This window comes from Microbispora sp. CA-135349 (genome assembly GCF_050947365.1).
In the GTDB taxonomy this organism is placed as follows: Bacteria; Actinomycetota; Actinomycetes; order Streptosporangiales; family Streptosporangiaceae; genus Microbispora.
Genome location: NZ_CP192001.1, coordinates 3,655,792 through 3,669,706 on the forward strand (window position 1 = coordinate 3,655,792; position 13,915 = coordinate 3,669,706).

At 69.3% G+C, this 13,915-nt stretch carries 6 protein-coding genes; 4 read left to right on the forward strand and 2 right to left on the reverse strand.

Features of this window, described 5'->3' with window-relative positions:
- Nucleotides 1-19 precede the first annotated feature (19 nt).
- Nucleotides 20-2,980: an NEW3 domain-containing protein gene (locus ACQPZZ_RS17060; protein ID WP_432933156.1), complete on the forward strand. Its 2,961-nt coding sequence runs from the start codon at nucleotides 20-22 to the stop codon at nucleotides 2,978-2,980.
- 186 nt (nucleotides 2,981-3,166) lie between these two features.
- On the opposite strand, the gene ACQPZZ_RS17065 is transcribed toward ACQPZZ_RS17060, so the two are convergent.
- Both ACQPZZ_RS17065 and ACQPZZ_RS17070 read right to left on the reverse strand, forming a co-directional pair.
- A complete protein-coding gene (locus ACQPZZ_RS17065; protein WP_432933158.1) occupies nucleotides 3,167-4,624 on the reverse strand; it encodes a lectin in 1,458 nt (485 codons plus the stop codon).
- A gap of 514 nt (nucleotides 4,625-5,138) precedes the next feature.
- Entirely contained in the window at nucleotides 5,139-5,879 is a 741-nt protein-coding gene (locus tag ACQPZZ_RS17070; RefSeq protein WP_432933160.1) for a FadR/GntR family transcriptional regulator, read from the reverse strand.
- Nucleotides 5,880-6,406: 527 nt separating this feature from the next.
- Between ACQPZZ_RS17070 and ACQPZZ_RS17075 the strand changes: the two genes are divergently transcribed.
- From ACQPZZ_RS17075 to ACQPZZ_RS17085, 3 genes are all read left to right on the forward strand, one after another.
- Nucleotides 6,407-8,827 (forward strand): RICIN domain-containing protein, encoded by a 2,421-nt coding sequence (locus tag ACQPZZ_RS17075; protein WP_432933162.1) that lies wholly within the window; start codon nucleotides 6,407-6,409, stop codon nucleotides 8,825-8,827.
- Nucleotides 8,828-9,081: 254 nt separating this feature from the next.
- Nucleotides 9,082-11,952: a lectin gene (locus ACQPZZ_RS17080; RefSeq protein WP_432933164.1), complete on the forward strand. Its 2,871-nt coding sequence runs from the start codon at nucleotides 9,082-9,084 to the stop codon at nucleotides 11,950-11,952.
- Nucleotides 11,953-12,070: 118 nt separating this feature from the next.
- Nucleotides 12,071-13,882, forward strand: a complete 1,812-nt coding sequence (locus ACQPZZ_RS17085; RefSeq protein WP_432933166.1) for a ThuA domain-containing protein — start codon at nucleotides 12,071-12,073, stop codon at nucleotides 13,880-13,882.
- Nucleotides 13,883-13,915 lie beyond the last annotated feature (33 nt).

Here is a 13,915-nt window from a genome sequence, read left to right on the forward strand (position 1 = left end):
CCGGAAGAAAGGAAGAACCATGCGTCCGTCACCTGTGCCGCATGAACGACCACACGGTAGAACGACGGCCGCGGCATCCGCCGCCTTACTCGTCACCGCCGGACTGCTCGCCGCGCCGGGCGCCGCCCGGGCGGAAGCGGCCGGGGCCGCCGCCATCGTGGTGGCGCCCGCCGGAACCAAGAACGCCGACGACAACGGCCCGGGCAGCAGGGGCCGGCCGCTGGCCACCCTCGGGGAGGCACAGCGACGAGCCCGCGCCGCGGCGGCGCAGGGGAAGCACGACGTCACGGTCGAACTCCTGGACGGGACCTACCGGCTGACCTCGCCGCTGCGGTTCGACGCCGCCGACTCCGGCCGCAACGGGCACACCGTCACCTGGAAGGCCGCGCGCGGGGCGACGCCCGTGCTGAGCGGCGCCACGCCCGTCACCGGCTGGGAGGTCGACGACGCCGCCACCGGCGTCTACAAGGCCCACGTCGGCGCCGGGTTCGACACCCGCCAGCTCTACGTGGACGGGAAACCCGCGCAGCGCGCACGGATCAGCGTGGCGCGGTCCGACATCACCCTGACCCCCACCGGCTTCACCATCAGGAACCCGGATCTCGCCTATCTCGCCACGCTTCCCGACCAGAAGCGCATCGACTTCCAGGCGATGCTCTCGTTCACCAACCGGTTCGCGCCGGTGGAGAGCATCTCCGGCTCCACCGTCGTCATGCAGCAGCCGGCCTGGGACAACAACACCTACGGGTACGACGCCATCCAGGCTCCGTTCCGTACGCCGAAGTTCTTCCTGCTCAATTCCAGGAAATTCCTGGATGAGCCCGGCGAGTGGTATCTGGACTCCACCGCTGGAACGCTGTACTACAAACCGCTCCCCGGGCAGGACATCTCGCAGGTGCGGGCCGAGCTGCCCCGGCTGGAGTCGCTGGTCCAGGTCGGCGGCACCTACGACGAACCGGCCCGCAACCTCCGGTTCGAGGGCCTGACCTTCACCGGCACCACCTGGCTGCACCCCGGCACCTCCGACGGCTACGCGAACCAGCAGACCGGCGCTTTCATAAGCGGCGTCCAGCCCCACCGGCCGCCGGACGCGTTCACCTCGTGCTCCTCCGGCTGCAAGGGATTCGAGGCGACCCGTAACAACTGGGCGCAGGCGGCCGCGGCGGTGCAGGTGTCGGCCGCGGAGGACATCGCCTTCGTGGACAGTACCTTCGTGAACCTCGGTTCCGTCGGGCTCGGCATCGGCAACGACGCCAACGCCCACGCCACCGGCGTGGGACTCGGCGCGCACAAGGTGTCGGTCGTGGGAAGCACGTTCACCGCGAGCGCCGGAGGCGGCATCGTGGTCGGCGGCATACGCCCGGACGCGCACCACCCGTCCGATCCCCGCATGGTCAACAGCGACATCCTGCTGCGTGACAACCGCGTCTACGCGACCGCGCTCGAGTATCTGGACCAGGACGCGATCTTCGCCAGCTACGTCACCCGGCTGGCCATCGAGCACAACTACGTCTCCGACATGCCGTACACCGGCATCGGCATCGGCTACGGCTGGGGTGCCAACGACCCGGGCGGCAGCCCGGAGTACATCAACCGCGGGCTGTACGACTTCCAGCCGCTCTACGACACGCCGACGACTCTCAGCGACGTCCGCGTGGTGGGCAACCACGTGCGCAAGGTCGTGCAGACCATGTTCGACGCCGGCTGCATCTACACGCTGTCGGCGATACCCCGCAGCACGATCGACGAGAACTACTGCGAGAGCAGCGGACAGCTCGGTCTGTACTTCGACGAGGGTTCCCGGTATCTGAGCGCGAGCCACAACGTGTTCGCCGGCACCGCCGCGCAGTGGGCGCACGCCAACAACCAGAACGGCAACCACACCGGTGACCTCACGCTGATCGGCAACTTCTCCACCAACCCCGCGATCACCGGCCTGGTGAACGGCCAGCGTGGGAACGTCGTCAGGGACAACGTGACCATCAGCGCCGGCAACATTCCCGCCGAGGCCGCCCGGATCGTCTACGAGGCGGGTCCCACCGGGAAGTACCGCGGCGAACCCGACCCGCAGCGCCCGCCGCTCGGCGTCTCTCTGACGGCCGACCCGGCCGGGGTGAGCGCCGGTGGTTCGGCCACCGTCACCGCCACGGTCGCGAACGTGAGTGACGGCCGGGCCGCCGGCCTGGCCGTCTCGGTCACCGTCCCCGAGGGCTGGCAGGCCGAACGCATCGGCAAGCCGGTGAAGCACGGGCTCGCCGCCGGCGCCTCGGCCACCGAGACGTGGAAGATCACCGCACCCGGCTCGTTCACGACACCGGTCAGCCGCGCGGCGGTCAAGGCGTCGGTGACCTTCAGCGCCGGCAAGACCGGCTACACGGTGGACAGGTCGCTGACCCTGACCGCGCTCAACCCGCTGACCTCCCTCAAGGCGCACGGCTCGGTGCCGAGCCGGTTCGCGGAGGCCGGATCCGAGTACGCCATCCTCACCGAGGGGACCGACATCTGGCAGGACGCCGCCGGGTCCTTCGACGAGTACGGCGTCGTCTACCGGGACGACGCGGCCGGGAGCACGTCGACCGTGACCGCGCGGGTCACCCAGATGGACAACACCAACGCCTGGGCCAAGGCGGGGGTCGTCCTCCGCAACGACGTCACCGGCACGGGCTCGTCGCCCGGATACGCCGTCATGGTGGTCACGCCGGGCAACGGGGTCGCCTTCCAGTGGGACTCCGACGGCAACGGCTACCTCGACTCGTTCAGCGGGGTCTCGGGGATCAGGGCGCCCGCCTGGGTCCGCCTCGTCCGCTCCGGCGACCAGGTGAGCGGCTACTACTCCACGAACGGCACCGCCTGGACCAAGGTCGGCCCGACCGCGACCCTGCCCGGCATCGCCGACAGGCAGGACGCGGGACTGATCGCCACGTCCCACGCCGCGGGCGTGACGGGTCAGTTCGGCTTCGCCGACTTCGGCGTGAGCTGATCCGGGCCCTGTCCGGGCTGCGTGTGGGCTGTGTGTCCGGGCTGTGTGTCCGGCTCATCCGAGTCCGGACATGACCGGGGGCCGGCCGCGGTGGCGGCCGGCCCTTGGTCGTCGGCCGTGCCCCGGGGGCGTCCCGCCTCCGGGGCACGGCGTCCGGGTGCGGTTCGGCTCCCGGCCGGGAGCGGGTCAGCGGTAGCCGGCGGCCACGATCTCGGCCTGGACGGCGTTCTCGGTGGCGTCGGAGGGGTAGCCGGCGACCATGGCGCCTTCGTAGAAGGTGCCGGCGCTGAGGTTGGCGCCGCCGTCGGGCTTGCAGCAGTCGCCGCCGCTGCCGAGGATGATCGCGCCCTGCTTCTTCATCGGGCTGTAGCCGCCGGGCAGCGCACCGTCGTAGAGGGTGTACAGGGTGCCGGACTGGGCGTTGCTGCCCTTCATGGCGAAGCGGGAGGTGCCGTTGTTCTTCAGCGTGGCGGTGACGAACTTGCTGGTGAAGGCGCGCTGGTTGGGGTTCCAGGATTGGCTGCCGCCGGGGTACAGGCCCCATTCGAGGTCGGCCTGCACCCAGGGGCCGCTTCCGGAGCAGCCGCCGAACCAGCACTGCTTGCTGAAGTTGATGGCGTCCATGGCTCCGGCGGCGTCGGCCTTGCGGGTGGTCTCGCTGTTGCCGTAGTCGAAGCAGCAGCCGCTGTTGACGTGGGTGCCGCTGGTGACCATGTACATGCCCTCGGGGGCGCTGCCGGTGGGGACGCCGGTCGTGTGGCCGTCGCGCCAGTAGCTGTTGCCGGGGTTGATGTAGAGGGAGTAGGCCTTGTTGCCGCCGACGGTGAGGGACTCGGTGGTCGCGACCGCGGGCTTGCTCTGGGGGGATCCGGGAACCACGCTTGAGCCCTGATACCACAGGTCGTTGCCCCGCCCCGACTGGTCGTACACGACCGTGATGACGCAGGTGGCGCCGGCACAGAAGGAGTCCTGAGCAGCGGCGTCGGCGACACCGCCCGCGGTCAGGACGCCGATGTTCCGGGTCGCGTTGTCGGAGGAGCGCCTGACCTGGTACAGGTTGCCGCTGTACGAACCGTAGAGGGCCCGCGTGGTGCTGTGCGCGGCCACGCACGGTGTGCCGCCCGACGCGTAGATGTCACACGGGCGCGCGCCGGGCGGCGGCGGGGTCGGCGACGAGGGCGGCGTCGGGCTGGGCTCGGCTCCGGTGGTCCACTTCTGGTTGGTGCCGCCGTGGCAGGTCCAGATGTGGACCTTGGACCCGTTGGCGGTGCCGTTGTTGGACACGTCGAGGCACTTGCCGGCCCCTACGGCGGTGATGGTGCCGTCGGAGTTGAGGCGCCACTTCTGGTTGTTCTGGCCGTTGCAGTCCCAGATGATCACGCTGGTGCCGTCGGCCGTGCCTCCGCCGTACACGTCCAGGCACTTGTTGCCGTAGACGCGCAGCTCACTGGAGCTGGTGGTGGTCCACTGCTGGTTGTTCTGGCCGTTGCAGTCCCAGATCTGCACCTGGGCGCCGTTGGCCTGCGAGGCGCCGCTCACGTCGAGGCACCGCCCCGACCCGACGCCGACCAGTGGCGTGGTCGCGGCGGAGGCGGGCGCCGACCATGTCAGGGCAGCGGCCAGGAGGGTCGCCAGTACGGCCACGAAAGATGCGGCGACGGCCGCCGGTGAGCGCCGTCCACGCGTCGTACGGCGTGGTAAGGGAACGGATGAAGGCTGCAATGTCGTACTCCTTCGGGGGTGGGGCGTGGCGGAGACGGCCGCGCCCGGACAGCCGCGGGGCGTCGCAGGAGACGGCTGGAGGCGGCGCGCGCCGACCAGACCGGTGCCGGGGATCTCCCGGTCGTGAACGGCGCGAGAGGCCCGGGGTGGCCGGCCGCCACGGACGACGCGAATCGATTCGCCACCATGCGAACCCCGCTGGAGAGGGGAGACGGCGGTGTACAGCGAAGCACACACGACGCGCGGACCGCCTGTCAAGGCTCCGCCCGGCCGACCACCGCACGAAAGCCCTTCACCGGGCTCTCGAGATGGGCTCTTATGGCGGGCTCTCGTCGGCGGCGCCCGCCCGCACGCCGAGCCGGCCCGATGCTCGCGTGGCCGGTGTCGCGTGTTCCACGCTATCGAACCGGTTCGGTCGGCCGATGGCCGGCCGGGATCACCGGGACGAGGAGAAGAGGCGCTGCTGGATCTCTCTGCGGTAGTCGTCGAGAGTGTTGTCGATGTGCGTGGCGGCGGCCTGGGCGGCCGCCTCGGGGTCGCCGGCACGGATGGCCTGGGCGATGGCGTCGTGCTCCTCGACGGCCTTGGCGGCGTGCCCGCCCACCGAGCCCCGCAGTCCGATGAGGCTCGACTGTGCTTGCAGGCGCCGGGCCTCCCGCACCGCGATCTGCAGGAACATGTTGTGGGAGGCGGTGGCGATGGCGGTGTGGAAGGTGTCGTCGCCCTCGTTGAACAGCTCCTCGCGACCGGTCTCGAAGCCGTGCCGGCACATGCCGGCCGCCTCCTCGATAGCCCGCAGCTCGGCAGGGGTGGCACGCCGGGCGGCCAGCCGGCTGGTCTCCATCTCCTGCGTCCGGCGGAACTCGAACAGCATGTAGACGTGGTCCAGGTCGGTCGGGAGGAAGAAGGTCGCCCGGCGCCCGGTGCCGAGCATTCCCTCGTCGTCGGCCACGTACAGGCCGCGCCCCTTCTGGGCGCGCACCCGTCCGAGCGCGGAGAGTATCTTCACCGCCTCGCGTACGACGGTGCGGCTGGTGCCCAGCTCCCGGGCCAGGTCGTTCTCGGTCGGCATGCGGTCCCCCGGACGCAGGCCCAGCCGGACGATCAACTCGAGCACCTGTTCCGCGGCCACCTCGTAGCCCGGCCGGTATCCGCTCTCACGGGGGGTGTCGGTCACCGTGCTCCCTCCTCGCCGTTCCCTGCAGAGTATGACTGATCGGAGTCGTCTCCCCGTGGGGCACGTACGTCCGATCAGTACGACACATATGAACGATTCATTGGGGATGGTTGGCACCGGCGAATACGCCGGCGGACGTAACCACAGGTGAACGAGGAGAAAAGGATAACTGTGGCCCGGGCGCCGATGTGCGCACGGTGAAATAAGTGGGCTTAAGGTCTTGACGGGCATCAGCGCTCCGATCGTAATTGGTAGCGAGATCCCGGTGGGAGAGCTCGTTCCGGAATCTCCGCGGCTGGATCACATGGGCGGGGTGCGGAGGCGCTGCGCGGCCCTCCGCACCCCGGCCGGCCACGTCGACGTCCACAGCCTTCGCTTCACCAGGCGTCCCCTCGTGGTGCCGCCAGTGAGGCGGCCGGCCGCCGTCGTACCCCTCACCGTTCGGCGACGGCCTCCACCTCGGGAGGGAGTGACCTGCCTGAGGAGGGCGTGACCTGACCACCCCCCTACCCCCCAAAGGAACCACCGTGCAGTCACCTTCGCTCGTCACGGCGTGGAGACCGGTCCTGGCCGGAATCGTCGCCGCGACGCTGGCCGCGGCGTCCGCCCTCGTCGCCTCGGCCGCTCCGGCCCTCGCGGCCACCACCACCCTTTACGCGTCCCCCTCCGGAACCGGCACCGCCTGCACCTCCGCCGAGCCCTGCTCGCTGCCGGCGGCGCAGACGGCGGTGCGGTCGCAGAACAGCGCCATGTCCGGTGACATCGTCGTCGAGCTCGCCGACGGCGTGTACCGGCAGACCTCCCCGTTGAGGTTCACCGCCGCCGACTCCGGCACGAACGGCTACAGCGTCAAGTGGCAGGCCGCGCAGGGCGCCCGCCCGGTGATCAGCGGAGCCCGGGCGGTCACCGGGTGGTCCCTGGCCGACTCCGGGAAGAACATCTGGCGCGCCAACGTCGGCACGGGGATCGACACCCGGCAGCTGTACGTCAACGGCGCCCTCGCCACGCGCGCCCGCACCCAGGTGAACCGGAACGACTTCACCGCGACCACCACCGGGATGAGGTTCAGCAGCAGCGCGCTGAGCTACCTGAACAATCTCGCCAACCAGAACCGGGTCGAGATGGAGAGCGTGGGCTCGTTCACCGACCGGTACGTGACGGTGCAGAGCATCAGCGGCAACTTCATCACGATGCAGCAGCCCGGCTGGAACAACAACACCTTCGGGTACGACACCTTCAGCCAGCCGCACCGGGCTGGCGCGCTGTACCTGGAGAACGCGTACGAGTTCCTGGACTCCCCGGGTGAGTGGTACATCAACCCCGGGACCGGCGTCCTGTACTACATCCCGGCGTCGGGGCAGAACATCAACAACGTCGCCGTCGAGCTGCCGGTGCTGCAGTCGCTGGTCGACGTCGGGGGCACCTACGACTCGCCCGCGCACCACATCACCTTCAGCGGCATCACGTTCACCGGCACGACGTGGCTCGGCCCGAGCAGCAACCAGGGCTTCGTGGACCAGCAGACCGGCGCCTACATCGCGGGCAACTACAACTGGCCCGGCGACCGGCTGACCTCCTGCCAGGAGGGCTGCCAGGCGTTCGAGTCCACGCGGCCGAACTGGTACCAGATGCCCGCCGCCGTCCAGGTCTCCGCCGCGAACAACATCACCTTCACCGACTCGCAGTTCGTCAACCTGGGCCAGACGGCCATCGGCATCGGCAACGACGCGAACGCGCACGCCAGTGGTGTGGGCCTGGGCGCGAGCGACATCACGGTCACCCGGTCCGAGATCGCCCGCAACTCGGCCGGCGGGGTCGTGGCCGGCGGGGTGCGCGCCGACGCGCACCACCCGAGCGACCAGCGGATGGTCAACCGGAACATCACGGTCAGCAACAACCGGATCCACGACCTCGGCCTGGACTACCGGGGCGTCGTCTCGGTCCTGACCACCTACGTCACCACCTCGAACGTCTCGCACAACGAGGTCTACAACCTGCCGTACACCGGCATGTCGATCGGCTACGGGTGGGGCGCCAACGAGCCCGGCGGCAGCACCAACTACGCCAACCGCGGGCTGTACAACTACCAGCCGCGGTACACGACGGCCACCACCGCGTCGGGCAACAAGCTCGTCGGCAACTACGTGCACGACGTCATGCAGCAGATGACCGACGGCGGGTGCATCTACACGCTGTCGTGGAACCCGAACGCGGTGATCAGCGACAACTACTGCCTGCGGACCAACGGCTGGTTCGGGCTCTACTTCGATGAGGGCTCCAAGTACTTCACCGCAAGGAACAACGTCTTCTCGAACACCGGCACCTGGGCCACCGCCAACTACTGGGGCGGTGAGAACATGGGCAACTTCACGGTCACCGGCAACTGGTCGACCAACGGCAGCACCAACATCACCAACGGCGACCGGGGCAACGTCGTCAACAACAACGTCACGGTCGGCAACGGCAACTGGCCGTCCGGCGCCCAGGCCGTGATGGCGTCCGCGGGTCCCCAGAACGGCACGTCACCCTCGCCGTCGCCCTCGCCCACGGGTGGCACGGGGAGCACGAGCGCGCTGAAGGGCGTGGGGTCGGGGCGGTGCCTGGACGTGAGCGGCGCCTCGCAGGCCAACGGCGCGCAGGTGCAGATCTGGGACTGCAACGGCCAGGCCAACCAGCAGTGGACGTCCACCAGTTCCGGTGAGCTGCGCGTGTATGGCAACAAGTGCCTGGACGTGAACGGCGGCGGCACCGCCGACGGCACCGGTGTGCTCATCTGGGACTGCAACGGCCAGGACAACCAGAAGTGGCGCTTCAACTCCGACGGCAGCATCACCGCCGTGGGGGCGAACAAGTGCCTGGATGTGTCCAACAACGGCACCGCCAACGGGTCCAAGGTGCACATCTGGACCTGCCACGGCGGCACCAACCAGAAATGGACCCGCGCCTGACACTGTCCGAGACGCGCCCTCGCCGCCATCGGCGAGGGCGGCACCCTCCCTGACCGCATCGATTCGACGAGCCGGCTTCTCCGCGCGACGGTGGCCGGCCACCGGAACCTCCCTCAGGACCGGCCGCCGGGACACGGCGGCCGGGACGAGGGAACCAGAGGCGGCACCCCTCTGGGCACGACGCACTTTCGGCAACAGCGCGGCGGCGCGCGCCTTGCCCTGACTGACCTCCATATGTCAGGAAGGAAACGTTTATGTCCCGACGTTCGTGGCTCACATTGGCGGCCACGATGGCGCTGATCGCTCCCGGAGCCCTCACGCTCACCGCCTCCGCGGCGAACGCGCTGACCATTCCCGCGTCCGACTACCAGCAGGTGTCGCTCGCCTCGGGCGGCTCGGAGCTGGGTGAGGCGATGTCGCTGGCGGTGTTGCCGAACAGGTCGGTGCTGCACACCGCCCGTGACGGCACGCTGCGGATCACCGACGTCAACGGCACCACGAAGGTGGCCGCCAAGCTGAACGTCTACACCCACGACGAGGAGGGGTTGCAGGGGGTCGCGGTCGACCCGAACTTCGCGACCAACCGCTACGTCTGGCTGTACTACTCGCCGCGGCTGAGCACCCCGTCCGGCGACGCCCCCTCCAACGGCACACAGTCGCAGTTCGACCAGTGGAAGGGGCACCTGAACCTCTCCCGCTTCACGCTCAAGTCCGACGACACGCTGGACCTGAGCAGTGAGAAGGTCGTGCTGGAGGTGCCCAACGACCGGGGCATGTGCTGCCACGTGGGCGGTGACATCGACTTCGACGCCGCCGGGAACCTCTACCTGACCACGGGCGACGACAGCAACCCGTTCGAGTCGGCGGGGTATTCGCCGCTGGACGAGCGCACGGACCGCAATCCGCAGTACGACGTGCAGCGCACCGCGGCCAACACCAACGACCTGCGGGGCAAGCTGCTGCGGATCAAGCCGCAGCCGGACGGGTCGTACACGATCCCGAGCGGGAACCTGTTCGCGCCGGGCACGGCCAAGACGCGGCCGGAGATCTACGCGATGGGGTTGCGCAACCCGTTCCGGATGAGCGTCGACAAGGCCACCGGGGTGGTCTACCTGGGCGACTACGGACCGGACGCGGGGTCGACCAACTCCAACCGCGGGCCGCAAGGGCAGGTGGAGTTCAACCGCATCACCAGCGCGGGGAACTTCGGCTGGCCGTACTGCACCGGGTCCAACAGCACGAACGAGACCTACAACGAGTGGAACTTCGCCACCAACAGCACCGGGCCGAAGTTCAACTGCGCGGGCGGGCCGACCAACAACTCCTTCCGCAACACCGGGCTCACAACGCTCCCGGCGGCCAAGCCGGCCTGGATCCGGTACGGAGGGGACGCCGGTTCGCCGCCGGAGTTCGGCGGCGGGTCCGAATCGCCGATGGGCGGCCCGGTCTACCGGTACGACCCGAACCTGAACTCGTCGGTCAAGTTCCCCCAGGCGCTGGACGGGCGGTTCTTCGCCGGGGAGTACGGCCGCAAGTGGATCAAGGCGATCGAGGTCCGCTCCGACGGCGGGTACGGCGAGATCAGCGCGTTCCCCTGGTCGGGCACGCAGGTGATGGACATGGCCTTCGGCCCCGACGGGGCCCTGTACGTCCTGGACTACGGCACCGGAAGCAACAACCAGGCGCTGTACCGGATCGAGTACATCGGAAAGGCCAACCGCAACCCGATCGCCAAGGCCGCCGCCGACAAGACCTCGGGGCCCGCGCCGCTGACCGTGAGCTTCTCCTCCGCGGGCAGCTCCGACCCCGAGGGCGGCTCGCTGACGTACTCGTGGAACTTCGGCGACGGCACCACCTCCACGGCGGCCAACCCGAGCAAGACCTACACCGCCAACGGCACCTACACCGCGACGCTGACCGTCCGTGACCCGCAGGGGCTGACCGGGACGGCGAGCGTGACCGTGAACGTGGGCAACACCGCGCCGTCGGTCACGCTCACCTCGCCGGTGGAGGGGCAGTTGTTCTCCTTCGGCGACACCGTGCCCTTCCAGGTCACCGTGTCCGATCCCGAGGACGGGACGATCGACTGCTCGGCGGTGACGGTCACCTACTTCCTCGGGCACGACAGCCACGCCCACCAGATCACCTCCAAGTCCGGGTGCTCCGGGTCGATCGCGGTGCCGGTCGACGGTGAGCACGACTCGGCGGCCAACATCTACGGGGTGCTGCAGGCGTCCTACACCGACAAGGGCGACCTGACCACCACCGTCGTTCGCACGCTGCAGCCGCGGCACCGCCAGGCCGAGCACTTCGGCGCCCAGCAGGGCGTGCAGACGGCCGACCACACCACCGCCGAGGGCGGCAAGACCGTCGGCTACACCGACGACGGCGACTGGATCTCCTTCACCCCCTACAACGTCTCCAACGCCACGCGCATCACCGCGCGGGTGTCGTCCGGTGGCGTCGGCGGCCGGCTGGAGGTGCGGGCGGGCTCCGCGACCGGCACTCTGCTGGGCACGGTGAACGTGTCGCCCACCGGCGGCTGGGAGACCTTCGCCGACGTCTCGGCGAACCTCAGCGGCGCGCCGGCCGGGACGACCACGCTGTATCTGGTGTTCCGCGGGGCGACCGGGCAGGGATACCTGTTCGACCTGGACGCCTTCACCCTCGACACCGGCACCTCCACCTCGCCCTCCCCGCAGGTGTCACCGTCGGCCTCGCCCACTCCTCCCGCGGGGAGCACGACCTCGATCAAGGGCGTGCCGTCGGGCCGGTGCCTGGACGTCAACGGCGCCTCCCAGACCAACGGCGCGACGGTGCTGATCTGGGACTGCAACGGCCAGAACAACCAGAAGTGGACCTCCACCAGCGCCAGTGAGCTGCGGGTCTACGGCAACAAGTGCCTCGACGTGAACGGCGGCGGCACGGCGGACGGCACCAGCGTGATCATCTGGGACTGCAACGGCCAGAACAACCAGAAGTGGCGCTTCAACTCCGACGGCACGATCACCGCGGTCGGGGCCGGCAAGTGCCTGGACGTGGCGAGCAGCGGCACGGCCAACGGCACCAAGGTGCAGATCTGGTCGTGCACCGGCGGCAACAACCAGAAGTGGACCCGCGTCTGACGCCGTCCCGCAGACCACTCCCCACCATCCGACCGACCACCTGATGCGACGCCCGGCACGGCCCCGCCCTCGACGACGAGACGGGGACCGCGCCGGGCGCCGCGACGAAAGGACATCCATGCTGCGACATCTGACCCCCGCCGCCCCCGGGCGCGGCGCGGGGAGCGACCGGAAGACATCGGTGCTGCGACGCCTGTCGGCGACCGCGGTGGCGTTCACCACCGCCGCCGCCGCGATGGTGGTCCCCGCCACGCACGCCCAGGCCGCCGCCTTCAAGGTGCTGGTGTTCTCCAAGACGGCCGCGTTCCGGCACGACTCCATCCCCGCCGGCATTCAGGCCATCCGCGAACTCGGCGCCGCCAACGACTTCACCGTGGACACCACGGAGGACGCGAACGCGTTCACATCGGGCAACCTCGCGCAGTACAAGGCCGTGGTGTTCCTCAGCACCACCGGCGACGTGCTGAACGCCACCCAGCAGACCGCCTTCCAGTCGTACGTGGACGGCGGAGGCGGTTACGTGGGCGTGCACTCGGCGTCCGACACCGAGTACGACTGGCCCTACTACGGCCAGCTGATGGGCGCCTGGTTCAACAACCACCCGGCGATCCAGCAGGCCACCCTCAAGCAGGAGGACCGCGCGCACGGCGCCACCGCCCATCTCGGGCAGACCTGGACGCGCACCGACGAGTGGTACAACTACCGCACCAACCCGCGCGCCAACGTGCACGTGCTGCAGAGCCTGAACGAGAGCAGCTACAGCGGCGGGAACATGGGCGACCACCCGATCACCTGGTGCCACCCGCAGGCGTCCGGCCGGTCGTTCTACACCGGTCTCGGACACACCCAGGAGTCGTACTCCGATTCCAACTTCCGCACCCTGCTGCTCGGCGGCATCCGTTACGCGGCCAAGGCCACGAACGCCGACTGCCGTCCCGAGACCGGTTACACGACTCTCTACAACGGGTCGACCAACGGCTGGACGCAGGCCGGGCCCGGCTCGTTCACCAACAGCGACGCCACGCTGACCTCCCAGGGCGGCATGGGCATGCTGTGGTACAACGCCAAGGAGTTCGGCTCCTACTCCCTCAAGCTCGACTGGCGGATGACCGGCGACTCCAACTCCGGCGTGATCGTCGGGTTCCCGGCCACCAGCGACCCCCAGACGGCCCTCGACACGGGGTACGAGGTCCAGATCGACGCCACCGACACCGCGGACAAGACGACCGGGGCGATCTACGGCGTCAAGTCGGCCGACATCGCCGCACGTGACGCGGCGCTGAACCCACCGGGTCAGTGGAACACCTACGAACTGCTCGTCGAGGGCGAGCGGCTGCAGGTGTTCCTCAACGGTTCCAAGATCAACGACTTCACCAACACGGACCCGGCGCGATCCCTGCAGCAGGGGTACATCGGCATCCAGAACCACGGGTCCGGCAACGTGGTGGCCTACCGGAACATCCGCATCAAGGAACTGAGCGGCCCGTCGTCCTCTCCGTCGCCCTCGCCGCCGGTGTCGCCGTCGGCGTCGCCGACCCCGCCCGCGACGAGCACGACCGCGCTGCGGGGCGTGGCGTCGGGCCGGTGCCTGGACGTCAACGGCGCCTCCCAGACCAACGGCGCTCAGGTGCTGATCTGGGACTGCAACGGGCAGAACAACCAGAAGTGGACCTCCACCAGCGCCGGCGAGCTGCGGGTCTACGGCAACAAGTGCCTCGACGTCAACGGTGGAGGCACGGCCAACGGCACCAGCGTGATCATCTGGGACTGCAACGGGCAGAACAACCAGAAGTGGCGCCTCAACTCCGACGGCAGCATCACCGCCGTCGGGGCGAACAAGTGCCTGGATGTCAGCGGCACCGCCAATGGCACAAAGGCGCAGATCTATACGTGTAACGGCCAGAACAACCAGAAGTGGACCCGGGTATGAGATCACCCGCTCATCCCGGGAGAGCTCACGAGA